Genomic DNA, 26,507 nt, shown 5'->3' with positions numbered 1-26,507 from the left:
CTCCGATGGCTTGTTGTCAGGCGGGCGTCATCGTCTCGCGGTGCTTTTTGGCCGTCATCCAATTGAGGGCCAGCAGCGCGGCGATTAAAACCGCGCCTGCGATTTCGGCCTGCAAGCTGGGCCAGAAGATCGCGACAATGCCGGGCAGGACCGCAACCCGCGCCCAGATTGGCATGGGGCCGAACAGGAACCCTTCCAATGCGGCGGCAAAGGCTGTCAGGGCGAGGATGGCAATCACGCCGTTCCACAGCACAAGCGGGACGGGGCCGCCCTCGATGATCGACGGATTGAACACCATGAAAAGGGGAATGAGGTACAGGCCCTTGGCGTATTTCCACGCCTGCACAGAGGTTTCCATCGGCGAGGCATTGGCAATGGCCGCACCCGCAAACCCGGCCAGTGCGACGGGTGGGGTGACGTTCGAGTCCTGACTCCACCAGAAAACCACCAGATGCGCGACCAGAATAGGCATTCCGAACTGTTCGGTCAGCGCCGGACCGACAAGGATGATCAGCACGATATAGGCGGCCGTGACCGGCAACCCCATTCCGAGGATCAGGCTGGCCAACACGACAAGGAGCAAGGCCAACAGCAGGTTGCCGTTGGAGAAAGCCAGCATCATGGCCGAGAATTTCAGCCCCAGCCCGGTCAGGCCCACGACGCCGACGACAATTCCCGCCACGGCACAGGCCATCGACACGGCGACGGCATTGCGGGCACCCAGTTCCAGCGCCTCCAATGTCCGGGCGACGCCTGCTTTTGCAAGCGCGATCAGCGCAGGGATCGTTGGACCGGCGGCGACATATTGCATCAAGCCGCGCAGCATGGCCGCGCCGATCACGGCAACGATGGCATAGAACCCGACGCGCATCGGGGAATAGCCCACGACCAGCAGCCAGACCAGCGCGACCAGCGGCAACAGAAAGTGCCAGCCCTCGGCCAGCACGTCGCGGACCTTGGGCAGTTCGTCGGAGGGTATGCCGGTCATCCCCTGTTTGACAGCAGCAATGTGGACCAGCAGATAGACCGCGCCGAAATACAGAAATGCCGGGAAGATGGAAACCAGCACGATCTCGATATAGGGTACGCGGGTGAATTCGCTCATCAGGAATGCACCTGCCCCCATCAGCGGCGGCATGATCTGGCCACCGGTCGAGGCGGCAGCCTCGATCCCGCCGGCCTGCGCGGGACGGTAGCCCAGCCGTTTCATCAGCGGGATGGTGAACGCCCCGGTCGTGACCACATTGGCGATGGCAGACCCCGAGATCGACCCCATGCCCGCGCTTGCGATCACCGCCGCCTTGGCGGGGCCGCCGCGCTGCCGACCGGTCGCGGCATAGGCGAGGTCGATGAAGAACTTGCCGGCCCCGGTCACTTCCAGAAATGCGCCGAACAGCACGAAGACGAAGATGAACGTGGCGGCAACCCCCAGCGGCAGGCCGAAAATGCCTTCGGCACCCAGGGTCATCTGGCTTGACAGGCGTTCCAGCGTGTAGCCGCGATGGTTCAGGATGCCGGGGAGGAAATCGGACAGAAAGGGCAGCTCTCCACGGTTGCCGGCAAAGGCGTAGAGGATGAACACCGCGCCGATGATCGTCATGCCAAGGCCGATGGCCCGTCGCGCCGCTTCCAGCACGACCAGCGTTGTGATGATCCCCACGGTCACGTCGATGTTGCGCGGGATGATGGCATTGGCGATGGCGTCGATATTGGCGGGCACCCAATAGCCCACCAGCACACCGCACGCGATCAGCGTCCCGTCGATGGCCCAGCCCAATACGCCGCGCGGGCGATCGCCGGTCACGGGATACATCAGGAAGCAAAGGACAAGGATGAAACCCAAGTGAATGGGGCGCTGAAAGAACAGGCCAAGCGGCTGAATGCCGGCGGCGTAAAGCTGAAACAGTGACAGTGCGATGCCGATTGCGGCAATCATTCGCAGGACGAAGCGCGGCTGCTTCCCCACCCCCGGGGCCTGCACGTCATGTGTGTCGGTCATTCGGTTTTCCCCGGTTTCAAAGCGATTTGTACCCGGGCGCGGGGCGCCAAAGCCGAGAGCGACACGTTACGGTCGCTGGTTACGATCCTGTGGTTCACGGCCATGGTGCCGGGTCGCAGCACATAGGCATCGCCGGGCACCGGCTCGCTGATACCCTCAATCCAGTAGCCACCAGCTCCGTCCGAGATCTGTTTTCCCCGCCCCGGAAGATGGCCCAGACCAGCGGCGAAATCTGGCTGGTGTGATCGTTCCAGAACCATGCGGCCTGATATGTTGCGATAGCAGTCCTGAACTTCGAAACCCTGCACCGAATGATGCCAAAGGATACACCACCCGTCACCGTCAGGCACGGTCAGCCGGGCAATCTCTGTCCCGTCAGGCAAGGTCGCAGTCAGGTCTTCGGCCAAGGCGGGCAGGGCGGTCAGGAAGAGGGCCAGAAGCCCCCTTCCTACAGTACGGATCACGGGCGGAGTTTGTCCGGGATCGTGGCCCCTGCCTCTTCGTAGTAGCGCAGCGCACCGGGGTGCAGCGGCACCGGGGTGGCGTTCATCGAGAACTCTACCGTGGTCTCGTTTGCGGCGGGGTGAACGGCCTGCATGTCGGCGATGTTTTCATACATGGCCTTGGTGATCATGTAGACGGTGTCGTCGTCCATCTCGGACGAGACCACCAACACGTTGGGCACACCGAGGGTCGAGACCGCCTCATCGACGCCGTCATAGACGCCTCCGGCAAGGCTGAGCGATGCAAAGACCGGGTCCGCTGCTTTTGCCGCCTCCACCTGTTCATCGCTAAGGCCGATCATGCGGATGCTGTTGGTGGTCGCAAGGTTGAGGATTGACGAGGTGGGCGCGCCAACGCTCCAGAACCCGGCATCAATATCGCCGTTGTTGAGCGCGTCTGCGGTTTCATTGAAATTCAGCCGCTGTGCGTTGAAGTCGTCAAAGGAGATGCCGTTGGCCTCCAGCAGGGTCTTGGCGTTCACCTCTGTGCCTGATCCCGGCGCACCAACCGACACCCGCTTGCCCTTCAGGTCGTCGATCGTCTCAATGTCGCTGTCAGCAAGGGTCACAATCTGGACCATGTTGGCGTAAAGCGAGCCGACGGCACGGATCATCGGCAGTTCCTGACCCTCGAAACGGCCAGTACCGGAATAGGCCTGCTGCACCGTGTCGGCCAGCCCGATGGCGAGATCGGCATCGCCCGTCGCGATAAGCCCCATGTTTTCAACCGACGCACCGGTGACTTCGGCCGTCGCGCTGTAGCCTTCGACGTTATTGTTGATGACCTCGGCCAGCCCGCCGCCCATCGGGTAGTAGACCCCGCCAGTACCGCCGGTGGCGATGGAAAGCTGCATCTGCGCCATGGCCGGCGTGGCGGCCACAAGCGCCGCGACAGCAAAATACTTGGTTAGTTTCATTGGTTCCTCCCGGTTTATATTGGCGTTCACCGTATATCCCGACCGAAATATTTCAAGCTGAACCGGTCCGGAAGGGCAGGAAATTCCCGTGGCGTAAGGCACGGACAGCGCCGATCACATGGTGCCGCAGCGCCAATTCGCACCTAGTCTGCGGCACCCCGGTCAAGATCGGGCGTGGCCAACGCCTTGCCGGTCGCAAAGCGTGCCTTGAGCAGGCATTCCTCATATTCGGCCTGCACTTCGGAATCGTAGACGATGCCGCCGCCGACATTGAACACTGCTTGGCCGGTGTCGTGCAGCGTGAGCGTACGGATCGCCACGTTGAACCGCATGCGGCCGGCTGGCGAGGTATAGCCGATCGCGCCGCAATAAATATCGCGCGGTTGGTCTTCCAGCCCGCGCAGGATCTGCATCGCGCGCAATTTCGGCGCCCCGGTGATCGAACCGCAGGGAAAGAGGGCTGTAATGATGTTGGCAATCGTCACGTCTTGGTTAAGACGCGCCCGGACGCGGCTGACCAGTTGATGCACCGTCGGATAGCTTTCGATGCGAAACAGTTCCGGCACATGCAGCGAGCCAAGCTCGCAGATGCGGGAGATGTCGTTGCGCAGCAGGTCGACGATCATCAGGTTTTCGGCGCGGTTCTTGACGTCCTGTCGCAGCGCCTCGGCAAGGGCCGCGTCTTCCTCGGGGGTCGCGCCGCGCCGCATGGTGCCCTTCATCGGGTGCGTTTCAATCCAGCGGTTGTCATCCACCTCGAAGAAAAGCTCAGGCGAGCGCGACAGGATGACCGGGCCACCCAGATCAACCAATGCCGCGTAGCGGACGGGCTGACGTTCTGTCATCTCGTTGAAAAGCGCGGCGGCAGAGCCTTGCCAGTCGGCGGTGATCGGGAAGGTCAGGTTCGCCTGATAGCAATCGCCTTGGCGCAGGTGTTCATGCACGCGGTTGAACCGGGGGGCATAGTCCTCGAAGGACCACATGGGCCGAAAGTTTGACAATCCAGCCGTGCCATCGTGGCCTTGGCTGACCGGTCGCGCATCCGGCGCGTCGAATACCCCCATCAGCACCAAAGGCACGCCGCGGGTTTCGGGCATCTGGCCGTGCAGCTTTGGGTCCAGCGCAAATCCGGCCTCATAGGACAGATAGCCCGCGCACCATTTGCCATTGGCGCGGGCGCTTTCCATCTTTTCCAGTGCTGCGGGGACGTCCCCGGCACTGTCGGCACGGATCATCTCAACGGGCGCAGTGAAGCACAGCTCCTGTCCCGCGATGTCGTCGCGCAGCAGCACAGATGGTTCGTCCAGCGCGGCCAGACTGTCGCCGGAGGGCGTATCAGGCGTCGTCATCGGGGGTATTGACGGCCTGTGCCACGTCGTAATCCGCGGCCCACCGCATTTCGCGCAGCGGTTTCACGCGCCGGACGGACTCGGCGTAAAACTCATGCGCCTTATAGGCGGTCAGTGCATCATCATCCGCAAATTCACCGTAAACCACCACGTCCACTTCACGGCTTGTCGGCTCTGATTTGCGATTCAGCGCGATTTCCAGTCGCTGAGCGTGGGGGATCCGTTTCAGGATCTGCAATCCCTTCCTGATAGGCTCGATATTGCCGTCATGCTGGGCGGTGAAGAAAACGAAGTGACGGATCATGAGGAAAATTCCGGTCGTTTTGGGGGATGAGTATATACACCCGGAACACGGGCTGCGGAGGCGGTCTGGATGTGCAAGCCGTTCTACAGCCTTGGCAGAGGTTTTCAACCGGAAGAGTAGATGTTCGCCGAAATTCACGGGCCTGCTGAAGTCAAGAGCCATGGCACTCCCGGTGCCGACGTTGACATGGTATTTTCGAAGAGTGCAGAACATATAGTCCGTTGTAAACGTGCCGGGGATTCGGACAGGCGGACGCTCGGACAAATGGCAAACCGACCGACAGCTTCTTCTTCTAGTCCGAAAAAACAACATGTCTTCCAAACTGACAAGGTAACCGAACATGACGCATCCTCTTCTGACCCAGGATCATATTGAGGCTTACGAACGCGACGGTGTTGTTCTTGTGAAAGGACTGTTCAAGGAGCAGGTGGATCAACTGCGAGCCGGTGTGGAACGAAACATGGCCGAACCAGGCCCATATGCCGCCGAGAATCTGAAAGCCGGGGAAGGGGGGCGTTTTTTCGACGACTATTGCAATTGGACTCGTATCCCCGAATTTCAGGACGTGATTCACACATCGCCGGCGGCCGCTGTCGCAGCAGAGCTGATGGGTTCACAGACCGTCCAGATGTTCCACGATCATGTGCTGGTCAAAGAACCCGGCACCTCCAAGCCGACGCCGTGGCATCAGGACAGCCCGTATTATTTCGTCGAAGGGCAGCAAACGGTCAGCTTCTGGTCGCCGCTTGATCCGGTGCGTGAAGCGTCCTTGCGCTGTGTCGCCGGGTCGCATCGCTGGGAAAAACCGGTGCTGCCGACGCGTTGGTTGGCCGAGACCAATTTCTACCCCAATGACGATGATTACATGCAGGTGCCTGATCCGGACGCCGAAGGCATGGACATCCGTGAATATGAGATGGAACCGGGCGATGCCGTGGCGTTCAACTACAAAACCCTGCACGGGGCGCGTGGCAATGACAGCGGCACACGCCGGCGCGCGTTTTCGCTGCGGTTGCTGGGCGATGATGCGCGGTATGTGGAGAGGCCCGGCCCAACATCGCCTCCCTTTCCCGGCCACGATATGAAAGCCGGTCAACGTCTGCGCGAAGACTGGTTTCCAATACTGCTGGATGCCGGGAACACACGGGCCTGAAGCAATGGCACGCGGATTGAAACCCTAACCGGATTGACCTTGGCAAGCGCCGCACACCCGTCCGCAGAAATGGAACCACTTCTATCTGGACAATGGGTGCCGCCCGATCCGGTCATAGGCCCCTATGGCACGAAAGTCGGCATGATCCAGCGTGGCAGTGCCAAGATCAACTCTGGCAGGAGGATGATCAACAGCAGGATCCCGACCATCGGCAACAGGATGACACCAACGTCCCGCAACGCATCGACGACGCGGATGCGCCCGATTGAGGCTGCGATCAGCAAGCACAGCCCGTAAGGCGGCGTGACCAGGCCGAAAGACAGGCTTATGACGCCGATGATGGCGAAATGAATCGGATGCATGCCCACATGCTCTGTCACCGGAAGCAGCACCGTTCCAAGGATGATGATAGCCGGAATGGCGTCGATGAACATGCCGATCAACAGAAAGGCCAGCGCCACCATGATCCCGGTTCCGATCACGCCAAGACCCATGGCGGCGATCTGGTCCACCAGGGCCGCCGGGATCTTGAAATAGGCAAGACACCAGCCGAATGCCGAAGCCGTGCCAATGCAGAACAGGGTGATCGAGGCGAACCGGGCGCTGTGGTAAAGGATGCCCGGCAGTTTGGGAAGCGCGATCGAGCGATAGACGAAAAGGCCGAGGATCAGGGAATAGACAACCGCAACGACCGATGCTTCGGTCGGGGTGAAGAACCCGCCGACAATGCCGCCAACGATGATCAGCGGTGTCATCAGCGCCAGTGAAGCGCCTGCGGCTGCCTTGGCAAGCTCTATCAGGCTTGATCGGTCATGCACGGGATAACCACGTCTTTTGGCGTAGATATAGACAGTAAGCATTTGCGACCCGGCAATCATTATGCCCGGCAAGACGCCAGCAAGGAACAACCCCCCGATAGACACCGACATCAACCCGCCCCAGACGACCATCAGGATCGACGGCGGGATGATCACGCCCATCACGCTGGAACTGGCGGTGATGGCGACAGCGAATGACTTGTCGTAGCCCTCTTTTTCCATTTGGGGGATAAGCAGCGACCCGATGCCTGCCGCATCCGCTGTAGAGCTGCCGGAAATGCCGGCAAACAGCATCGACACGACGACGTTCACATGGCCCAGCCCGCCGGGAAGATGCCCGACCATCGCACGCGCCAGACGGATCAGCCGGTCGGTGATGCCCGAGGAATTCATCAGGTTTGCCGCCAACAGAAAGAACGGCACCGCAAGCAGGATGAACGCATTGTAGCTTTTGAACATTTCGCGCATCAGCAGCACGGGTGTCAGACGCTCGTCGATAAAGAACACCGGCACGACGGCCAGCCCAAGCGCAAAGGCGACGGGCACGCGCAGGAATACCAGGACGGCGAAGGTCCCGAACAGGATCGCCGCAACTTCACCTGGCCCCATGATGTTCTCCTTTGAGGTTTTTCACTTCGTCCCATATCTTTTCTAGGGTGAAGACTGTCCATGTCGCTCCGGCAATCGGCCAGCCGATATAAATCGACAGCATTGGCAACCCGGAAATCTCCGATCTCTGGCGCGATCCCAAAATACCGAAATCATAACCCCAGTAGATAAATGAAAGCGCCATGCAGAGGATCGCCAGATGGACAAACATCCGCGATGCGAACTCTACATATTTCGAGGCGCTTCGGGGCAAGACATCCACATCGAAATGCGTGCCGTCACGCACCGCGATCATCGCGCCGATCATAATGATCCAGACGAAACAGAACCGCGCAATCTCTTCTGTCCAGATAAAGCGTGGGATGATCCCGGTATATCGGCTAAGGATTTGCATGGAGACCGGGATGATCAGCAAAGTCATCAAAATGGTCAGCAAAAGTTTCAGGAAGCGATAATAGCTTTCCAGCACTACGCGCATGGCGCCTCTCAATCACATAAAGTGAAGATGCGGCCCGCAGAGTTTCCGCAGGCCGCTGGTGGTTTGGTTACTTGACCGCTTCGATTGCCATCAACACATCCGTTGCGCCAAGCTCTTCGGCGTAGGCTTTCTTGACCGGGGCAGCCAGTTCCAGCAGCTTGTCGCGCTCCTCGAAGGCATGGGTGGTCAGCAGGCCGGCTTCTTCCATTGCGGCAAGCTTTTCACTGTCCTGGCTGCTTTCGATGTCGCGGCCAAGTTTGCCACCGGCAGCACCCGCAGACATAACGCATTCCTGTTCTTCAGGTGTCAGGCGCTCGAATGTTGCATTTGAAAAGGCAATCGGGCGCACGGTGATGGCATGAGCCGTCAATGCGATATGCGGCCCGACCTCGTAGAACTTCATCTGTTCGATACCCGCGGCCTCGTTTTCGGCGGCTTCGATCACGCCGGTCTGGATCGCGTTATACACCTCGGCATAGGCGATAACCGAGGGTGCGGCGTGGATGGCCTCGAAGATGCGGGTCTGGATGGGCGCACCCATGACACGCATTGGAAGGCCCTCAAGCTCTTCCATGTTCGTGATCGGTCGATTGACGATCAGTTGCCGCGTCCCGCCGCCAGCATAGCCGATCAGGCGGACATTGGCCTTTTCAAGCACATCCTGCGCCAGCGGGGCAAGCGCGTCCTGTTCCATCACCGCGTTCCAGTGATCAAGATCGCGGAACAGGAACGGCATATCCATAAGCGGTGCCTTCTGAGAGAAGGTCGACATATGCGATGGACTGACGATCGCGTAATCGACAGCGATGCCCTGGCTCATATTCTCGAAATAGTCTTTCTCCAGTCCGAGTTCCGAATTCAAATGTAGTTCAAAGGTCAGCGATCCGCCCGAACATTCACCTGCCGAACGCTCAAATTCGCGCAAGGCCTTGGTGAAGGCGTGGTCTTCGTTGAACTGAACTGCGCCCACCAATTCCGTGGCAAAACCCGGAACCGCAGACAAGGCAAACATACCGCAACCAATGGCTGCGCTTGCAAAGTTTTTCATATTATCCTCCCAAGATTGAAAAACGATACTCTGAAGCTGGTTATACAGTCTAGTATGGTAGCAAGATGCTCATGAGTGCAATAGCTGTCGCAAAGATGGACTTGCAAATCAGCGAAACCCCAAGATCGTTGAATTATATTATTTATAAATCAATTACTTAAAAACAAATACGACATTTGTGCACGTGGTGAGCCTTGGGATTTCCCAAGAAGCTGTGGCCCGGGCATGCCAGTGCCACTTATGCGCTGACCACCGAGGTAATGTGGAGGTCAGGTTCAAAAAGCTGTCGTTTCTGCGCCGGTGTGAAGCGATCGATTTTCACCGATATGATTGTCGCCCGTAAGCGTGAGCCAACCCAATAAAAAGGTGGCCTCCTCTTGACGACATGAGTGCCAATCCTACATACCGACCGTCGGTTTGTAGGATTGAAGACGTGGACGCCAGTAGCAAAACAGAGAATTACAAAACGCCAAAGCGCGTCCGCATGGCACCGGATGAACGTCGGGTACACATCCTTGACGCGGCACAAAAACTGTTTTTTGCCCGAGGTTGGGATGACGTCACAATCGCCGAAGTTCTGTCCGCAGCGGAGATTTCGAAGGGTGGTTTTTATCATCATTTTTCGGCCAAGGAGGATCTGCTTGACGGGGTGGTCGAACGGTTCACGACGCAGGCATTGATGGCAGCGCAAACCGCAAGGGACGCGACATCCGGCAACGCGCTGCAACGCTTCAATGCGTTTCTTGCTGAATCCAACCGCTGGAAGGCAGAGCAGGGGCGGCAGATGAAGTTCTTCATCGACGTCATGCTGCGCCCCGGCAACGACGTTTTGTTCGACAGAATCACGACAGCGGCAAACGCCGCCGCAATGCCTGTCTTGCTGGAAATGATCGGGCAGGGCGTCGATGAAGGCATCTTTGACATCCCCGATATTGCCCTCGTCGGTGAGACGATCATGGGGCTGTCGCGGGGGCGCCGCATGGTGCTGAAGGAGGCTTTCGGTGCCGCCGAACAAGGTGATCTGGACCGGGCAACTGAATGTCTTGATCGCCGGATGGTGGCCGAGGCCGCCCTGATCGACCGAATACTTGGACTGCCTCGCGGTAGCGTCCTGCTCTCCAATCCGACGGAGTATCGCCTCATGCTTCGCGCGATTGTGAATGATTGAGACATTGATCGGGGCCGCGCCCACTCTTTTTGAACAGAAAAGGAAAGCTCATGTTGAAACTGAAGGAACTGAAGCCGAAGGTCTGGGAACTGACGCTGACTGGTGTCCTTGAAAAAGACGACATCGCGACGATGGAGCGTGAATTGACACCCGCGCTGCAAGGCGATGGACCGCTTGGGTTGATCGTGCGTGCAGAGGAATGGAAAGACATCACCGCCGATGCGATGGCCGAGGACGCGAAGTTCGAATTCGGGATGCTGGCCCAGTGGTCGAAAATCGCGTAGATGGCGGTGGTTACCGATCTTCAGGCCGTCGCCGCGCTGCTGAAGTGGATGGACCCGATCCTGCCGATGATCGATATGAAAGCGTTCGGTTCTGCGGATGTCGCGGCGGCCGAGGCGTTCGTCTTTGACTTGCCCCTGAAGGAACCTGCGGCTGCGGGGGCGGGCGTAAAGCTTCTGTCTGACGGTGCGGACGGTGTCATCGCCTACGAGATCGGCGGGCGGATCACCGCAGAGGATGTCGACAGCGTGCTGACCCCTCTCGAAGCGCATATGAAAGGCGACGAAAAGATCAATCTGCTTGTCCGGTTCAAGGGTTTCGACGGTTTTGATCCGGCGATCCTGACAAACGGATCACTTATGGGCACCAAGATGAAAGCCATCACGCATCTAAGACGCTATGCTGTTGTGGGCGCGCCGACATGGATGGCCGCGATGGCGGGCACGGTCGCCGGTATGCTGCCTTTCGAGATGCGGATGTTCGACGGGTCAGAGGATGCGGCGGCATGGGCCTGGGTCCGGGCTGTCTAAGGTATCACACCGCCCGGTTTATCTGGGCGGTCTTTTCAGAAGAAACGCAAAACAGGTTTCGGTATCGGAACCCCTGCCGGGACAATGTCCGGATTTGATGCGTATTATCGAGGACAGAAGACCGTGACCGAGACACAGACCGACGGGCCGAAATCGCTCAGCTTTGAAAACGATAAGGGATCGACCCGGTCCAGATGGGTCGCGGGTGGGCTTGCCATAGCCATCATCGGCTGGATGGGCAGCGGGTATCTACTGCCATCGGACGAACCGGTCCAGACCACGAAAACCTCGGTTACTCCGCGCGTTGTTACGGTTGCGGTGCGTCGCGCTGTTGCCGAACCGGTCGAACAGGTTTTCGTTGCCGAAGGGCAGGCCCTGCCGGACCGCGATACCGCCGTGCGCGCCGAAACATCCGGACAGATCGGCGAAGTTCTGGTGGAGATGGGCGCTGATCTGGAGGCCGGTCAGGTCATCTCCCGGATCAACGTTGCTGCCCGCCAGGCCGATCTGGAACGGGCCGAACAGGAACGCGACCGCGCACAGCGCGAGTTTGACAATGCCTCGGCGCTGGTGGAACGCGGCGTTGCAACTGTCGACCGTGTCGCCCAGGCACAGGTGGCGCTGGCAGCGGCGGAGGCAGGCGTAAGGACTGCTCAAGAGGCGATCGGAGACACTGAAATCCGCGCGCCTTTTGCCGGTCGGCTGGAATCGCTGACCATCAACCCTGGCGAATATGTGTCGATGGGTGCAGATGTGGGCCGCATCGTCGACAACACGCCCCTGACCATTCGCATTCAGATCCCACAACAATCCTTGCGTGACATCAAGGTCGGACAGACCGCCGAAGTCGCGTTCATCACCGGCGAAACCGCGACCGGTGAGGTCCGCTTTGTATCGACAAGCGCCGATGCGGAAACCCGGACGTTCATGGCGCAGATCGAGGTGCCGAATGTCGACGGCGCGATCCCCGCCGGGATCAGCGCGCAACTGCGCATTCCCACAGGCGAGGTGACTGCACATTTTGTGTCGCCGGCGATCCTGTCGTTGGACACCGACGGGACATTGGGAATCAAGACGGTAAACGCCGAAAATGTGGTCGAATTTCACAAGATCGAGATTGTCCGGGCCGAGACAGACGGCATCTGGATTTCGGGGTTGCCGGCTGAGACGCAAATCATTTCCATCGGGCAGGGCTTCGTCAATGATGGCGAAACGGTCGATCCGCAACTTGACGAAAACGAGGCAGAAACCACCGCGCAAAACCCTGTACCCGGTGCCCCGGAAACCAAACCGCAAACCGATGCGGATGGTCAGATCATCAAGTCCAGGCCGGAACCAGACTTGCCCGCAGCCGCCACGAGGGAGTCGAGCCCATGAATACGCTTATCGACGCCGCCTTCAGTCGCGGCCGGGTGGTCGTCATGGCACTGGTCATGGTTCTTTCGGTTGGTGCCTACGCCTATACGGCGATCCCAAAGGAAAGCTCGCCCGAGATTCCGATCCCTATCTTTTATGTGTCCACGGGTCTTGATGGTATTTCACCGCAGGATTCCGAACGCTTGCTGATCGAGCCGCTGGAAACCGAGCTGAGCTCTATCACTGGCCTCAAACAGATGACCAGCAATGCCGGCGAAGGTTATGCCAGCGTGCAACTTGAATTCGAGCCGGGTTTCGATGCCGTCGAGGCGCTCGACAAGGTGAAGGAGGGCGTGGACCGTGCCCAGCCCGATCTGCCGGAGGACGCCTGGGACCCGGTCGTGACCGAGATCAACACGGCCCTTTTCCCGATCCTGACCGTGATCCTATCGGGGCCGGTGCCTGAGCGGACGCTCAACAGCCTGTCCGACGATCTTTCCGACCGGATTGAGGCGCTTCAAGGTGTGCTTGAGGTCGATGTGGGTGGTTCGCGGACCGAATTGCTGGAGGTGCTGATCAACCCCACCGTGTTCGAGACCTACAATATCAGCTTCGAGGAACTGATTGGCCAGATCAACCGAAACAACCGGCTGATCGCGGCGGGGGCCATCGAGAATGGGGCCGGCCGGATCGTGCTGAAAGTGCCCGGACTGATCGAGGGGATCGAAGATGTGATGGCTTTGCCCGTCAAGGTGCGCGGCGATACGGTCGTGACCTTCGGGGATGTGGCCACCATCCGCCGGACCTTCGAGGACCCGACCGGATTCGCCCGCATCGACGGGCAGCCCGCGCTTGCGCTGGAAATCAAGAAGCGGTCCGGGTCGAACATCATCGAGACTGTCGCTGCCGTGCGTGGCCTGATCGTAAGCGCGCAGGCGGAGTGGCCCGACAGCGTTCACATTGATTATATGCAGGACGAAAGCGAGCAGGTAGAAACCATGCTGAGCGATCTGGAGGCAAACGTGATTGCCGCCGTGATCCTTGTGATGATCGTCATCGTCTGGGCGCTTGGTATCCGCTCTGCGTTGCTGGTGGGCCTTGCCATTCCGGGGGCGTTTCTTGCGGGCGTCACGGCCTTGTTTCTGATGGGCTACACGATGAATCTGGTGGTTCTGTTCTCGCTGATCCTCGTGGTCGGGATGCTTGTGGACGGTGCCATCGTGACGACAGAACTGGCGGACCGGCGCTTGCAGGAAGGGGACCAACCCAAGGTTGCCTATGCCTTCGCCGCCAAGCGTATGGCCTGGCCGATCGTCGCGTCCACCGCCACCACGCTTTCGGTGTTCTTTCCGTTGCTGTTCTGGTCCGGCACCGTGGGGGAGTTCATGAAATTCCTGCCGATCACGGTTATTCTGACACTTACCGCTTCGTTGTTCATGGCGCTTGTCTTCATCCCCGTCGTCGGCGGCATCATCGGCAAAAGGCCGCCGCAATCGGCGAAGGACAAGGCGACGCTATACGCCGCTGAAAAGGGGGACCCGCGCGATCTGAAGGGTTTCACCGGTGGCTATGTCCAGTTATTGCAATTCGCCATCCTGCGGCCCTGGGCCACGGTGATCATGGCGATCTCGTTCCTGTTGGCGGGGTTCGGTGCCTATGGCCAGTTTGGCAATGGCATCAGCTTTTTTCCGTCCATCGAGCCGGAATTCGCGCAGGTTCAGGTCCGGGCGCGCGACAATTTCTCGATCTTCGAGAAGGATGCGCTGGTGCGTCGGGTCGAGGAGCGCCTGTTCGCCTATGATGAAATCGCGTCGGTCTATGCACGGTCCGGTGGTAGCAATCAGGATGCGGCCGACCTGATCGGCACGATCCAGATCGAGTTGACCGAATGGGACACGCGTCGCAAGGCGGCCGCAATTGGCGAAGATATTCGCGCCGACATGGCCACGATCCCCGGTATCGACGTTCAGGTGCAAACCGCGTCATCGGGCCCGTCGGCGGGCAAGCCGATCTCGCTTCGGGTCCGTGCAAGTGATCCGCAGGCTCAGGCTGACGCGGTCGAGGCCATCCGCGCGGCCATGACCAGAATTGGCGGCTTTACCGATGTCACGGACACGCGGCCCTTGCCGGGCGTCGAATGGCTCATTTCGGTGAACCGGTCCGAGGCGGCCCGCTTTGGTGCCGACATCTCGACCCTGGGGCAGGCGGTGCAACTGCTGACCCGAGGCATCACCGTGGCGGATTATCGCCCTGAAGATGCCGAGGGGTCCGTCGATATCAATGTGCGCTTTCCGGCCGACGAGCGGACGTTGGAAGAATTGCAATCGCTGCGGGTGCCGACCTCGGCGGGCCTTGTCCCGATTTCGAACTTCGTGACCTTTGAGCCAAGCCCGCGCAGCGGCACCATCACGCGTGTCGATCAACGCCGAGTCATAACGATCGAGGCAAACGTAGCCCCCGGCGTATTGGTCAACGACCAGGTGATCGCCTTGCAAGCGGCCATCGACGGTATGGATATGCCCGCCGGCGTCGAAGCGGCCTTTGCTGGCGAGGCGCAGGACCAGACCGACGCGATGACCTTCCTTGTAGGGGCATTCATAACGGCAATCTTCCTGATGTTCGTGATCCTCGTGCTTCAGTTCAACAACTTCTATCAGGCCTTCGTCGTGATGAGCGCCATCGTGTTCTCGATCGCGGGTGTCCTGTTTGGTCTGATCGTCACGGGCCGCCCATTCGGCGTGGTCATGGGCGGGATCGGTGTGATCGCGCTTGCCGGGATCGTGGTGAACAACAATATCGTTCTGATCGACACCTATAATGCGCTGAAGAAAACCGGGATGTCACCGCTGGAATCGGCATTGCGCACCGGGGCGCAACGACTGCGACCGGTGGTGCTGACCTCGGTCACGACGGCGCTTGGCCTGATGCCGATGGTGATTGGCGTGAACCTGAATTTTTTCACCCGCGAGATTGTCTACGGCGCGCCCTCTACCCAGTGGTGGACCGAACTTTCGTCGGCAATCGCCGGGGGTCTTGTGATAGCAACAGTGCTGACCCTTATCGTCACCCCCGCCATGTTGATGCTGGGCGAAAAGAAAGCGCGCCGGGCATTGCGGACGCCGCGCATTCCGTCTGTAGAAACGGCATAGCTTTGCCGGGAAAAGAAGCAGGAGATTGATGCGCGTTCGGGGCCGCAAATATTCAACGCCCGTCCTGCGTCTTGGGGTCATCAGGTCCCGGCGGTCGCGTTTCTCATGGACGATACGATTGCGGTGTGGCCGCGTCACTCGCACATGATCCATGTACGAGTGACACCTTTTCATATCAACGCGGTCGTGGCTATGAGCTGGTGACCAAAACGCGCCGGTCTGTTTTGGGCTGCCCATAATCATATAGCGTGGCCCATGCTGCCGCATAGGCTGCTGTGACTGGCATCGCGAGGTCTAAAGGACCAGGGCGAGAAACCCCCGCATATTGCGGTCTGGCACTCGATACAGCCCGGCGTCGCAGTTTGGCAGGTACTTCTTGGCCACCGTCATCTTCCCAGCGGGCAAAACGACCAGCGCTGGGTGACGTTACCAGAGTCGCTGGATTGGCAGTTTGGCGCGTCTCAGCGACGGGTTCGGGTTTGAACAGGTCAGGGAACAGTTCTTCAAAGTCGGCTTTGCAAATCATCATTTCTTCGGTCCTCTCTGATCGAAACAGGTATCGTGCGGCTGGCGTGATCGCGTCACCGGGACCGGTGACGCGAGCGTATGAAGTGGCTGGATCACCTCATTTTGCGGAGCACGCTTTTATTTCCCCCTGTGGGATTCGATTGGCGCGGCAAAAGGCACCATGCCGAGTTCACGGTCGTCAAAGCTGTTGACGATGTCACGGATATCACCGCGATAGATCCCGATATCGTGCAGAACCCAGTCATCCATGGCTTCAAGCGTTGCGATCAACTTGTTGCGTTGCCATTGACGAATTGCGGTTCGCGCCCATCGGCCCAACGTGCGACCTGCGGTCTTGGCAGGGTCGCGCGGTGCAGTTGACCGAGACAAAGCTGGAGAAAGGAAGTTTCCCGGAGTCAAGAATGTTTGCATGTCATTTTCCATGTCGAGAGTGTTGAAACCACGACGTTCAACGCCTTACCTTCCGAACAGCCCACGGTTTCCCGTCATTGGGCCAATCGGCGATGCAAGAAGCGTTTTCGTCTTTCGATTTGATCGATGTAAGATCACTGTCCGCCCCGAGGCGCGAGCCGGCACAATAGCCGGCCCCGCTCGGGGCTACCCGCGGTTCAGCAGATTTCCCGCGCTGAGCGGGAACCTCGTATGAAGCATGATCATCAACATGATCTATATCTGGCCCGTCCTGCTGAAGTTTGCAAGGTCGCCGGACGGGGTCGCGACATCTTGGCCGGAAACCGCTCAATCACTGCTATTTTCGCTTTCTCAATTGCGCATGAGATTGACGCAGGGACCTTGCGTACCTATCTTAAGGTCATGTTGGTACATGCAGATCATTTTCGATTTCTCCTGCTGAACCGCCCGTTTCCCCGGGCGGTGTAGACGCGTTCGCGTTTCCTGAACCTTCCGGGGCCTCCTCATAGTCAAAAAATGAACAAGTGGCGACAAGGTCGCCCGAGGGGAAACCATGACCAATATCTGTAACAGTCTTTCATACGACATCCGGAACCAACATGGCCCGAGAGAACGGCAACGCAGGCATCTGGTATTGCCCGAGGCCGATCACGCACAGCTTCAGCGACATCTGGAACAGTGCGAAGGCACGCAGCACCCGGCATGGAGATTGCTTGCATATGTGTTGCGCGACAAGATCATGATGACCGATCCTGTCAGCAAGCTGCATGTGCGCGATCTTGTGACCGGTGGGTGTCGTGTAACCTATTGCGTCAGCAATGCAGAGTCCCAGACGGGGCTGCTGGTCCATCGTGCGAGATCGGGAGCGGGCAGTGGTGTGATACCGGTGGCGTCTTTGTTGGGGGCCACGTTGATTGGCATGCGGGCCGGACAACGCGCGCCGCTTCTGTGCGAGGACGGGTCAATCATGTCGGTATCGGTCCTCGACGTTATGCCGCCGAACTGACGCTGAACTGAAAAATTAATTACGACTGAGAAGCGGGTGGGCCATGCCATTCGCCCTTTTACCCCATACCTGGAAGGAGGCCGACCGATGTTAGCCGATATGAACGAAACCGTTAAGAAACGCCGTACCCGGACACCGAAAATTGTCATCAATTCCGATGATCTTGCACATATCGAAGCGCTGGCAGAAGGCGCGATGCAGCGCAATCCAACGCTCGCCGATCGCCTGTTGGATGAGATCGCGCGCGCGCGGATCGTTGCGCCGTCCAAGATGCCTGCAAATGTCGTGTCGATCGGTCGCTCGGTGACCTACAGGGATGAAAGCACCGGGCTGGACAAAACCGTGACGCTGGTATTCCCCGAAGACGCCGACATCGCGCGTCAGCGCGTGTCGATTGTGACGCCGATCGGTGTTGCGCTGCTGGGATTGGCCGAGGGAGCTGTTTTTCATTGGGACACGCGGGCAAACCAGCGTCGGATGCTGACGGTGATCCGGGTCGAAGAGTCGTCCGACGGCGATCTTGGGCAACCCCACGATCCCCGTGGCCAAGAGGATGATATCACCCCTGACCAAACCGCGACGACGTAAGCGTGTCGTCGTGCGAGATTCGGGATGACGGATGCAACTCATTATTCGAAATCCGCGATCTGACTTGTATCCGAACCCGCGCGACCTGCGGAAATGTCACTGAAATACCGCTGCATCGGATCCGGTGCGAAGCATCAACAGTCATGGATTGAGGGCTGCTTCGGCCAGTTGTCCGTCCGTACAGGGCGGGCAACTGCACCGCCCACAGTCGCGTCAAACGAAAGGAGATCGGCAATGAGCGCAAAGCAACATCTTCGTCGGCTTCTATGGCCGACGATCTTGACATTTATCAGCCTTGGGCTGGTCCTGTTTCCATCGCAACTGGCCGGGCTTTTCGGGGATGGCGAAATGCTGCCGCTCGCTGTCACGGCGCTGGCCTATTTTGCGGCGGCCTGGCTTGTCAGCCGGATCGCGGCGATGGCGCTGGATCAGGCGGCGGCACGGCGCAAACCCTATCCACGTCTGCTTAAAGATATGGTGGCGGCACTGCTGTTCCTGATGGCGTTCGTTGCAACGACATCGCTTTACATGGGCAAGGGCGCGTTCGGGGCGCTGGCGGGGTCGGGCCTGATACTGGCGCTGTTGGGTTTTGCGGTTCGAAATGTGGTTGCTGACACCCTGTCGGGCGTCGCGCTTGGCGTGGAGGGTCCGTTCCGCATAGGGGATTGGGTCGATATAGACGGGTTGGCCCGTGGCAAGGTGATCGAGATCGGCTGGCGCACCACGCGTCTGCTGACCCGTGACCGAACCTATATGATCCTGCCCAACAGCCAAATCGCGCGCCAGCGCATCACCAACTATTCCGCGCCAAAACCGGAATATCGCGCGCAGGTCAGTATTACGCTGGATCATAGCATGCCGATTTCTCGGGCGCGCGAGGTGATGCTGGAGGCGCTTCAAGCGGCGGACCTGATCCAGAAGGATCCTGCGCCGGATGTGCGTGTTCTGGCCTATGAGGAAGCAGGGATTACCTATGCCCTGCGCTATTGGCTATCCCGGTTCGACCGCGACATAGACTGTCGCGACGAGGTGTTTACTCGGGTGGACGACGCATTGCGGCGGGCCGGTTCGATCGCCCCTCACCGTCGTATAGAGGTAATCTCGCAGGCGGATGAAACGCTATCGAAGGTGCGTCCGCCCGACCTTCGTTCGGAATAATGCGCGTGTTCAACCCATGCGCGCCAGGGTTTCCTTGCGCCGATACCGGAGTGAATTTCCATTGATGCGCTCGGGCAATGAGTCTGCGTGCAGGTCGGGTGCGGTGACGCGACGGGTCTGCGCAGACACCTCTACCCACCGGTTTGGAGCGTGGCTCAATCCCGCCCCACATCGAATACTTCAACCACATCGGGTATCACCCATTCCTCGGTGACCGGTCCGCCTTCGAACAGACTGCGGGCCACATCACAGTTTATCCGTTCTTTTCCGGTGGCGAACCATAGGTCCATGGCCCAAGAGCTGTGGCATTGTTGAAAGCACGATGTGAGGAAACGAACCCAACGTCGCTGCACCGGTCCCAGACAACAACATCGTGTCTACCGCTGCGGTTCGAAAGCGCGATCATCTCTTGAAGGGAATTGCTGCTGACATGTTCCATGCCATGGGTTTCACCATAACATGTATGGACTTTGAGGGCGGGATGGACATGACCGAAAATTCGGCCCGCCCGCGCGCAATCCGGATCTTGTCGGACCAGCTTTGGTTTAGGTGTTGGGCTGGCCTGTTCGATTTGCATTTGCGGATGCAAACAGGTCTTCTTAGGCGGGCCACCCCATCATGCGTTCGAATGTAAACAAGGAAAGAACTTGCGTAGCGCAAGTTTTATCTTGTTTAACGCGCGGGTCTGACCGAGCCCAAATTGGCGACTTGCCCACCGTCCAACCATAAAGGTAGAAAAAGATGCGACAAAATAGAATCAAGGAAATCTGGGCTGCTGGTGAAACCGCAGTGAACGGATGGCTGGCCATTCCATCCCCGTATTCCGCTGAAGTGATGGGACATCAGGGGTTCGACGCCGTCACGATCGACATGCAGCATGGCATGATGGGGTTCGATACGGCTGTGTCAATGTTTCAGGCGCTTTCCGCGACACCCACGGTGCCGTTTGCCCGTGTCCTGAAAAACGATTCCGGATTGATCATGCAACTGCTGGACGCCGGTGCTTATGGGATCATCTGTCCCATGGTTTCGACGCCTGAAGACGCGCGCCAGTTCGTTGCGGCCTGCCGCTATCCACCCCAGGGCGTGCGCTCGTTTGGTCCGGCGCGGGGCCTGCTGTATGGCGGCGCGGATTATTTCGCCAATGCGGATGATGAGATCATCACAATGGCGATGATCGAGACGCGTGAAGGTCTTGAGAACCTTGAGGAGATTGTGGCGACCGAGGGGCTTGACGGCATCTATGTGGGGCCAAACGATCTGTGTCTCGCGCTTGGGGTGCAGCCGAATGCTGAATCCACTGAACAGATCGTGCAGGACGCGATTGAGCGTATTGTCGATTGTTGCCGTGTTGCTGGAAAGGGGATTGGCGTTTTCTGCTCTTCCGGAGAGGCCGCCGCCATGCGCGCCAAGCAAGGCTTCAATCTTGTCACACCCAGCAACGACGCCAACCTTTTGTCCAAAGCCGCCCGCGCCGAAATTGCGACCGCGCGCGGCAAGACTGCTGAAAAACCTGAATCCGGCAGCGGATATTGACACCCATCCGGGCGCTTCGGCTGACATATGCCGAAGCGCCTTCAAGATGCCAAAGACGCATGCATAAAGTCGATCATCGAGCGTGACCCGGTCCGCGGCACGGGAATTGCGAAGTTTGTCCCGAAGACGCGATCTATCAAAAAACCCGTCACTGATCACAAGACACCAAGTGGCGACCGGTGAATTTTGACATCGGTGCCGGTGCCGGTCTGTCCTTTGAGAACGCAATGTGCATCAAGCATTCCGGGGCACCCCTTTCAGATCATAAGAAAGGGATGAAACGCCCATGGTCGTCAAATCCAGACCGTCGATCTGGCCGGTGATACGCACGGCCTCGCCTTGGCCGGTGGGGCCACGCGAACGCAGCCCCAGCGCGGATGACCATGTGGTTGAGGATGCCCAGCCATACCGGATGTTGTGTATCGTTTCAGGTGCTCAACAGAGACATGGCCTTCGCTGTGGGCCTGGGTAGCCCCACCTGAACATGCGCTGCCCGCTGCCGCCGCCCGATTACAACTTTTAACCTTGCAGCCGGAACAACAAATTACGCCTATGATCCAAAACCACACCCGTTTTACTGGATGAGTCCTTCACCCAGTATTGTGAGCTTCGACGAAATATATCTGATCTTTGTCAGATGCTTGATCGACTTTTCGGCGTGTTGGTGCTGCGACACGCCTTCCCTTGGTTATCTTCGTGTGCCCTGCTTCTTCGCCGTTTCAACGAAATGTAGCACGGCACGCGATCGGTTGTTTCGTTTCCAGGCCAACACGGTGCGGCTGCGGTAGTCGGGATGGATGATGGGCCGTGTCTCCACAGTACGGCCGAGGAAGCCGATCAGACTCTCGGGATAGATGGTAACGCCAAGACCTGCCGAAACCAGTCCGATCAGCGCCAGCGTGTTGGACGCTTCGAGTGTTGGCGTGAGATCAATGCCCGAACGGCTGAATAGGTCAGCGAGGCGATAGCGGAATTCACCCCATTCCGCCATGTCGCCCAGGATCAGAGGTACGTTTTGCAAATCGTCCGGTTCTATGTGGCTTTTGCGTAAAAGAGGGTGCGACCGGGGGGTGACGACATAAAGCAGTTCACTGCTGAGAAGCACGCTGTGGCAATCACTGTTGTCATACGGACCGATCATGAATCCGACGTCGATTTCGTCATTGGCGATGGCGATTTTCTGACCTTGGGTGCGCATGTATCGCAGCGCAAGCGAGATGTCGGGGTGTCGCTGTTCGAAACGTGCCACCGCGTGCGGCATCAGTTCCGTGGCGGCAAAGGCCATGTAACCGACACGAACGTGACCGGAGCGGCCTTCCGCGATGCGCCGCGAGTCGTTGATCGACTGCACATAGTCATCCAGCAGATGTAGCGCGGAATTATAGAAATTCTGGCCGGCTTGCGTCAGCAGCACTTCGCGGGTGGTGCGTTCCAGAAGCGGATAGCCCAGTTGCGCCTCAAGTCTCTGAATGCGGCGACTCAGCGCCGATTGATCCAGCGCCAAACGTTCCGCGCTGCGTCTGAAATTCAGCTCCTGCGCCACCGTTACAAAGGATTGCAGCAGAGAAAAATCAGGCAGCGTTGACATCTAACGGCTTCCGATTGTGGAAAAAAATGGGTGATGCATATCATGCATTAATAAATGTTGTTTCGTCAATTCAGTTTCGTTTCTCAAAGGTTCACCCTTGGTCATGTTCGGTCAAAGGGCGCGATAAAGTGCTTCTGAGACGGTCAAGTATCAGCAAACTCCCCGTTTTGGGCATGGAGGACACATGAGCGACATCGACAACAAAGAACTGGATCAAATGCTTCAGGCTGCATTTGATGCATCATCAAAGCTTTATCAAGAGCGCGGCTTTCAGCGTCGCGTCGGCTTTGGCAAGCGCCCCGCGTTGATCAGCGTGGATCTGGCGAACGCATGGACCCGTCCGGGCAACCCCTTCACCTGCGATCAGGAGAAGATGGATAACGAGATCATTCCGGGGATGCAGAAGCTTCTAAAGGCGTTCCGCGCGCAGCAGCTTCCGGTTGTTCATGTGACGACTGCGTATGAAATCACCGACCGCAACGCGCCGTTCACGGATATGGGTCTGTGGCATGACAAGATCCCTGTGGATGTCGTTGATCTGGCGGACAAGGATCTGTGGGCCATCGATAGCCGCATCGCGCCGGTTGATGGCGAATACACCTTGCTGAAAAAGCGCGCTTCGTCCTTCCACGGTACTGAGCTGGCGGGCATTTTGCGGGCCAACAATGTGGACACGATCCTCGTGACCGGGGTGACCGCATGTGCCTGTGTGCGCCAGACGATCTGCGACGGCATTGCAGACGGGTTCCGCCCCATCGCCGTTCGTGAAGCCATCGGCGACCGCGTTCCCGGTGCTGTTGCCTGGAACCTGTTCGACATCGACGCGAAGTTCGGTGACGTCAAATCGGTGGATGAGTGTGTCGCCTATATCGACAGTCTTGGCGGCGTGGCCGCCGCTGCCGAATAAAAAACGCAAGGCGCTGTCGGAAAGGCAGCGCCTTTTTACATTCTCAACAGGGGAAAAAGAACATGCAGATCCGGACAGTTTTCGCGACCACTGCGGCGTTGTGTTTCGCAGCCGGGACCACCTTTGCAAACGATGGTGCCGAGAAAACCTTCAAGGTCGTCGGGACCTGGGGCAATCTTTCCTCCTGGCAGAATGTCGAACAACCCTTCTGGGCCGACAGTTTGCCCGCAGCAACAAACGGCAAGATCGGGGGCGATGCCATTCCGATTACCGAAGCAGGGCTGAAAGGCACCGAGGTCATGCGCCTTCTAAGTCTTGGCGTGTTCGAGGTCGCGCATGGTTTGGGCAGCTACGTCGCGTCGGAAAACCCGGCAATCGAAGGGGCTGACCTTTCGAGCATTGCGACCGATTTTACCACCATGCGCGCCGTCGTCGATGCATATCGCCCGACAATGGACGAGCTTTTCCGGAATACGTATGGCGCGACAATCGTGGCGCTGCACCCATGGCCGGCATCAATGATATACTGCCGGGACGAGATTTCCGGTATTTCCGATCTGGAGGGGCGCAAGGTGCGCGTCCATTCCGCAACGCTTGGCGATTTCGTCGAGGGTGCGGGTGGCGTAACCGTAACGCTGCCATTCGCCGAAGTCGTGCCAGCGCTTGAAAAAGGGGTTGCCGATTGCGCAATTACCGATCCGGTTTCGGCATTCAAGGCAAGCTGGCACGAGGTTATCAATCACGTATTCGCGCTGCCCGTCGGGTACTCGATCACTTTTACGGCCGTCAACGCAAAGCTGTGGGACGGGCTGGACGCAGAGACCAGAGAGACAATGCAGGCGGCCTTTGACGATATGGTGAATGACGGCTGGACACTGGCAGAATCCGAACAGGAGATGGGTGTCGGATGCCTGACCGGCACCGTCGATGAATGTACCCTTGGAACGCCGGGAGACGCCGTGCTCCACCGGCCAAGCGAGGACGACACAGCCGCCCGTCAGGCCATTCTTGACGACTTCGTTCTAGCCCGCTGGGCCGACCGGTGTGGCGCCGATTGCGTCAACGCATGGAACGCGACTGCCGGGCAGGCCTCGGGGCTTGTTGCACCCGCGCCGGGCGGCTGATCCGGTATATCTGCCCGGACCGCTTAGCATAGCGCGGTCCGGGCTTTCCATCCGCCTCACAACCACGGAGAGAACATGTATCAAACGGCATTGTCATACGTTTTCCGGCTGTCGCTTTTTGCAGTCTGGATAGGCGGCTCCATGATGGTGCTGGCGGCTGTGATGGTGTCGGTGGATGTTCTTGCACGCAAGATCCTTGGCGTGACCTTGGGCGGTTCCGACGAGATTTCCGGCTACCTCTTCGCGGTCGCCACCGCCTTTGCCTTTCCCTACGCCGTGATGCATCGCGCAAATGTTCGCATTGATGTGGTTTACATGCGGTTGCCGGCGGTGGTCCGTGGTGCGCTGGACATCTTCGGACTGGCGCTGCTGACCGGTTTTGCCGGTGTCGTGACATGGCGTGCATTGGCGATGGTGGCCGTCACCTGGAAAAACAACTCCCATTCGATCACGCCATTGCACACACCGTTGATCCTGCCGCAAGGCCTGTGGGTTCTGGGATGGTGTCTGTTCTGTCTGACACTGGTGTTTCTGCTGGGCGGGCTTGTGGTGGCATGGCTGCGCGGTAATTGGGCAGAGGTACAAAAACTGGGTGGAGCCCTGTCGATGGAAGAAGAGATCGAGGACGAAACAAAAGGCGTCCTGCCCGAAAAGTCCGACCCCACGCCAGACCCGCGCCCCGTTGCGGAAGGAGTATAACGCATGCTTGGTTCCGCTTCAGGAATACTCTTCGGGCTGATCGCGCTGAGCGTGCCGATTGCCGCTGTGGTGGGCATTCTTGCCTTCGTGCTGGCCTGGCTTTATTCGCCCATGCCACTGTATCTGGCGGCGGGCGACATCTTCTGGACCAACAGCATAGACTTCATCCTGATCGCGGTGCCGCTGTTCATCCTGATGGGCGAAGTCCTGCTGCGGGCAGGAATTGCCGAGCGGATGTATAACGCGCTGACACATTGGATTTCATGGTTGCCCGGCGGGCTGATGCATTCGAATATCGGGGCCAGCACCCTGTTTGCCGCGACCTCCGGTTCGTCAATCGCGACGGCTGCCACGGTCGGCACGGTGGCGATGCCGCAGATCGATAAAAACGGCTACAACCCGCGCCTGTTCATGGGCACGCTGGCCGCAGGCGGCACGCTAGGTATCCTCATCCCGCCCTCCATCAACATGATCGTCTATGCGCTGTTGACCGATACTTCGGTGCCAAAGCTTTACCTTGCCGGATTTCTGCCCGGATTTCTGCTGGCGCTGTTGTTCATGCTCACCGTCGCCGTGGCGTGTATCATCCGGCCCGCTTGGGGCGGACAGCCGGAAAAATCCAGCTGGCGCGCGCGCATCGCCTGCCTGCCCGACCTGTTGCCGCCGCTGGGGATCTTTCTGGTCGTCGTCGGCTCTATCTATGCCGGGATTGCCACCCCGACAGAGGCTGCATCCCTGGGCGTGGTCGCGTCCCTTGGACTGGCAGCGTGGACCGGTACGCTCAATATCACGATGCTGCGGCTTGCGCTGGAATCCACCATGCGCACGACAGCAATGGTGATGTTGATCGTCTTTGCCGCGATCTTTCTGAATTTCGTGCTCGCGGTGGTCGGACTGACCGACCTGCTGAGCGCTTTCATCAACGGTCTTGGCCTCAGCCCGATGCAGACGATGATCGTGATCGTCGTGGCCTTCATGTTTCTGGGCTGCTTCATGGAGGCGTTCTCGCTGCTTCTGATCGCGACGCCGCTTCTCGCGCCGATCGTTGCGGGGCTTGGCTTTGACCTGATCTGGTTCGGCATCCTGATGATGCTGATGCTGGAAACCGCGCTGATCACGCCGCCCATCGGGGTCAACCTGTATGTGATCCAGGGGGTGCGCGGGCGCGGGTCAATCAATGACGTCATCATCGGCGCGCTGCCTTTTCTGCTGGCGCTGATAGCGATGATTGTCCTGCTGCTGATTTTTCCGCAAATCGCATTGTGGCTGCCGGACACATTCGGCTGAAACGAATGAACA

Annotated in this window: 26 protein-coding genes; 14 read left to right on the top strand and 12 right to left on the bottom strand. The window is 58.8% G+C overall.

Annotated features, from left to right (window positions below):
• Positions 1 to 16: 16 nt before the first annotated feature.
• The 5 genes from ACN0WV_RS11700 to ACN0WV_RS11680 all read right to left on the bottom strand — a co-directional run bounded on the left by ACN0WV_RS11700 (position 17) and on the right by ACN0WV_RS11680 (position 5,072).
• On the bottom strand, positions 17 to 1,999 hold the full coding sequence (locus ACN0WV_RS11700) for a TRAP transporter permease (RefSeq protein WP_417605923.1): 1,983 nt from the start codon (positions 1,997 to 1,999) through the stop codon (positions 17 to 19).
• Positions 1,996 to 2,463 (bottom strand): DUF1850 domain-containing protein, encoded by a 468-nt coding sequence (locus ACN0WV_RS11695; protein WP_417605921.1) that lies wholly within the window; start codon positions 2,461 to 2,463, stop codon positions 1,996 to 1,998. Before ACN0WV_RS11695 ends, ACN0WV_RS11700 begins: the two co-directional genes overlap by 4 nt.
• Positions 2,460 to 3,419 (bottom strand): TAXI family TRAP transporter solute-binding subunit, encoded by a 960-nt coding sequence (locus ACN0WV_RS11690; protein WP_417605919.1) that lies wholly within the window; start codon positions 3,417 to 3,419, stop codon positions 2,460 to 2,462. The genes ACN0WV_RS11695 and ACN0WV_RS11690 overlap by 4 nt, the downstream gene beginning before the upstream one ends.
• A gap of 143 nt (positions 3,420 to 3,562) precedes the next feature.
• On the bottom strand, positions 3,563 to 4,768 hold the full coding sequence (locus ACN0WV_RS11685) for an aminodeoxychorismate synthase component I (RefSeq protein ID WP_417605918.1): 1,206 nt from the start codon (positions 4,766 to 4,768) through the stop codon (positions 3,563 to 3,565).
• Positions 4,755 to 5,072, bottom strand: coding sequence for a Dabb family protein (locus ACN0WV_RS11680; RefSeq protein WP_417605917.1), 318 nt, complete (start codon positions 5,070 to 5,072; stop codon positions 4,755 to 4,757). Before ACN0WV_RS11680 ends, ACN0WV_RS11685 begins: the two co-directional genes overlap by 14 nt.
• A gap of 340 nt (positions 5,073 to 5,412) precedes the next feature.
• Here ACN0WV_RS11680 and ACN0WV_RS11675 point away from each other — a divergent pair, with 340 nt between their 5' ends.
• On the top strand, positions 5,413 to 6,225 hold the full coding sequence (locus ACN0WV_RS11675) for a phytanoyl-CoA dioxygenase family protein (protein ID WP_417605915.1): 813 nt from the start codon (positions 5,413 to 5,415) through the stop codon (positions 6,223 to 6,225).
• A gap of 122 nt (positions 6,226 to 6,347) precedes the next feature.
• Here the strand turns inward: ACN0WV_RS11675 and ACN0WV_RS11670 are convergent, their stop codons facing one another.
• The 3 genes from ACN0WV_RS11670 to ACN0WV_RS11660 form a co-directional block, all read right to left on the bottom strand.
• Positions 6,348 to 7,652 carry a TRAP transporter large permease gene (locus tag ACN0WV_RS11670; protein WP_417605913.1) on the bottom strand — a complete coding sequence of 435 codons (1,305 nt, stop codon included), beginning with the start codon at positions 7,650 to 7,652 and terminating at the stop codon, positions 6,348 to 6,350.
• Positions 7,639 to 8,130, bottom strand: a complete 492-nt coding sequence (locus ACN0WV_RS11665; RefSeq protein WP_417605911.1) for a TRAP transporter small permease — start codon at positions 8,128 to 8,130, stop codon at positions 7,639 to 7,641. The genes ACN0WV_RS11670 and ACN0WV_RS11665 overlap by 14 nt, the downstream gene beginning before the upstream one ends.
• A gap of 67 nt (positions 8,131 to 8,197) precedes the next feature.
• The gene (locus tag ACN0WV_RS11660) at positions 8,198 to 9,142 is read right to left on the bottom strand and encodes a TRAP transporter substrate-binding protein (RefSeq protein WP_417605909.1); all 945 of its coding nucleotides are present in this window, start codon (positions 9,140 to 9,142) and stop codon (positions 8,198 to 8,200) included.
• A gap of 520 nt (positions 9,143 to 9,662) precedes the next feature.
• On the opposite strand from ACN0WV_RS11660, the gene ACN0WV_RS11655 reads away from it, so the two are divergent.
• The 5 genes from ACN0WV_RS11655 (at position 9,663) to ACN0WV_RS11635 (ending at position 15,663) form a co-directional block, all read left to right on the top strand.
• Positions 9,663 to 10,346, top strand: a complete 684-nt coding sequence (locus ACN0WV_RS11655; protein ID WP_417605908.1) for a TetR/AcrR family transcriptional regulator — start codon at positions 9,663 to 9,665, stop codon at positions 10,344 to 10,346.
• A 50-nt stretch (positions 10,347 to 10,396) separates the two neighbouring features.
• Entirely contained in the window at positions 10,397 to 10,630 is a 234-nt protein-coding gene (locus tag ACN0WV_RS11650) for an STAS/SEC14 domain-containing protein (protein ID WP_417605906.1), read from the top strand.
• Complete coding sequence (locus ACN0WV_RS11645) at positions 10,631 to 11,158, top strand: SpoIIAA family protein (RefSeq protein ID WP_417605904.1); 528 nt, start codon at positions 10,631 to 10,633, stop codon at positions 11,156 to 11,158.
• Between the two features lie 123 nt (positions 11,159 to 11,281).
• Positions 11,282 to 12,535: an efflux RND transporter periplasmic adaptor subunit gene (locus ACN0WV_RS11640; RefSeq protein WP_235866639.1), complete on the top strand. Its 1,254-nt coding sequence runs from the start codon at positions 11,282 to 11,284 to the stop codon at positions 12,533 to 12,535.
• On the top strand, positions 12,532 to 15,663 hold the full coding sequence (locus tag ACN0WV_RS11635) for an efflux RND transporter permease subunit (protein WP_417605902.1): 3,132 nt from the start codon (positions 12,532 to 12,534) through the stop codon (positions 15,661 to 15,663). Before ACN0WV_RS11640 ends, ACN0WV_RS11635 begins: the two co-directional genes overlap by 4 nt.
• A gap of 645 nt (positions 15,664 to 16,308) precedes the next feature.
• Here ACN0WV_RS11635 and ACN0WV_RS11630 read toward each other — a convergent pair.
• Positions 16,309 to 16,614, bottom strand: a complete 306-nt coding sequence (locus tag ACN0WV_RS11630) for a DUF1127 domain-containing protein (protein WP_084353676.1) — start codon at positions 16,612 to 16,614, stop codon at positions 16,309 to 16,311.
• 541 nt (positions 16,615 to 17,155) lie between these two features.
• On the opposite strand from ACN0WV_RS11630, the gene ACN0WV_RS11625 reads away from it, so the two are divergent.
• From ACN0WV_RS11625 to ACN0WV_RS11615, 3 genes are all read left to right on the top strand, one after another.
• On the top strand, positions 17,156 to 17,608 hold the full coding sequence (locus ACN0WV_RS11625; RefSeq protein ID WP_417605900.1) for a GreA/GreB family elongation factor: 453 nt from the start codon (positions 17,156 to 17,158) through the stop codon (positions 17,606 to 17,608).
• A gap of 87 nt (positions 17,609 to 17,695) precedes the next feature.
• A complete protein-coding gene (gene rnk / locus ACN0WV_RS11620; protein ID WP_417605898.1) occupies positions 17,696 to 18,196 on the top strand; it encodes a nucleoside diphosphate kinase regulator in 501 nt (166 codons plus the stop codon).
• Between the two features lie 234 nt (positions 18,197 to 18,430).
• Positions 18,431 to 19,354, top strand: a complete 924-nt coding sequence (locus ACN0WV_RS11615) for a mechanosensitive ion channel family protein (RefSeq protein ID WP_417605896.1) — start codon at positions 18,431 to 18,433, stop codon at positions 19,352 to 19,354.
• 155 nt (positions 19,355 to 19,509) lie between these two features.
• On the opposite strand, the gene ACN0WV_RS11610 is transcribed toward ACN0WV_RS11615, so the two are convergent.
• Positions 19,510 to 19,644, bottom strand: a complete 135-nt coding sequence (locus ACN0WV_RS11610) for a hypothetical protein (RefSeq protein WP_268876745.1) — start codon at positions 19,642 to 19,644, stop codon at positions 19,510 to 19,512.
• 451 nt (positions 19,645 to 20,095) lie between these two features.
• Here ACN0WV_RS11610 and ACN0WV_RS11605 point away from each other — a divergent pair, with 451 nt between their 5' ends.
• Entirely contained in the window at positions 20,096 to 20,890 is a 795-nt protein-coding gene (locus ACN0WV_RS11605) for an HpcH/HpaI aldolase family protein (RefSeq protein ID WP_417605894.1), read from the top strand.
• Between the two features lie 293 nt (positions 20,891 to 21,183).
• Here the strand turns inward: ACN0WV_RS11605 and ACN0WV_RS11600 are convergent, their stop codons facing one another.
• Positions 21,184 to 21,459, bottom strand: a complete 276-nt coding sequence (locus ACN0WV_RS11600; RefSeq protein WP_417605892.1) for a hypothetical protein — start codon at positions 21,457 to 21,459, stop codon at positions 21,184 to 21,186.
• A gap of 119 nt (positions 21,460 to 21,578) precedes the next feature.
• Entirely contained in the window at positions 21,579 to 22,478 is a 900-nt protein-coding gene (locus ACN0WV_RS11595) for a LysR family transcriptional regulator (protein ID WP_084354966.1), read from the bottom strand.
• 184 nt (positions 22,479 to 22,662) lie between these two features.
• Between ACN0WV_RS11595 and ACN0WV_RS11590 the strand changes: the two genes are divergently transcribed.
• From ACN0WV_RS11590 to ACN0WV_RS11575, 4 genes are all read left to right on the top strand, one after another.
• Positions 22,663 to 23,385 carry an isochorismatase family protein gene (locus tag ACN0WV_RS11590; RefSeq protein ID WP_084354965.1) on the top strand — a complete coding sequence of 241 codons (723 nt, stop codon included), beginning with the start codon at positions 22,663 to 22,665 and terminating at the stop codon, positions 23,383 to 23,385.
• 62 nt (positions 23,386 to 23,447) lie between these two features.
• Positions 23,448 to 24,509: a TRAP transporter substrate-binding protein gene (locus ACN0WV_RS11585; RefSeq protein WP_417605889.1), complete on the top strand. Its 1,062-nt coding sequence runs from the start codon at positions 23,448 to 23,450 to the stop codon at positions 24,507 to 24,509.
• A 75-nt stretch (positions 24,510 to 24,584) separates the two neighbouring features.
• On the top strand, positions 24,585 to 25,208 hold the full coding sequence (locus tag ACN0WV_RS11580; RefSeq protein WP_084354963.1) for a TRAP transporter small permease subunit: 624 nt from the start codon (positions 24,585 to 24,587) through the stop codon (positions 25,206 to 25,208).
• Between the two features lie 3 nt (positions 25,209 to 25,211).
• Positions 25,212 to 26,495 (top strand): TRAP transporter large permease, encoded by a 1,284-nt coding sequence (locus ACN0WV_RS11575; RefSeq protein WP_417605887.1) that lies wholly within the window; start codon positions 25,212 to 25,214, stop codon positions 26,493 to 26,495.
• Positions 26,496 to 26,507 lie beyond the last annotated feature (12 nt).

The organism is Primorskyibacter flagellatus (genome assembly GCF_048268605.1).
Classification (GTDB): Bacteria; Pseudomonadota; Alphaproteobacteria; order Rhodobacterales; family Rhodobacteraceae; genus Primorskyibacter; species Primorskyibacter flagellatus.
Note: the sequence above shows the minus strand (reverse complement) of the source record. Positions and strands in the feature narration are given on the sequence as shown.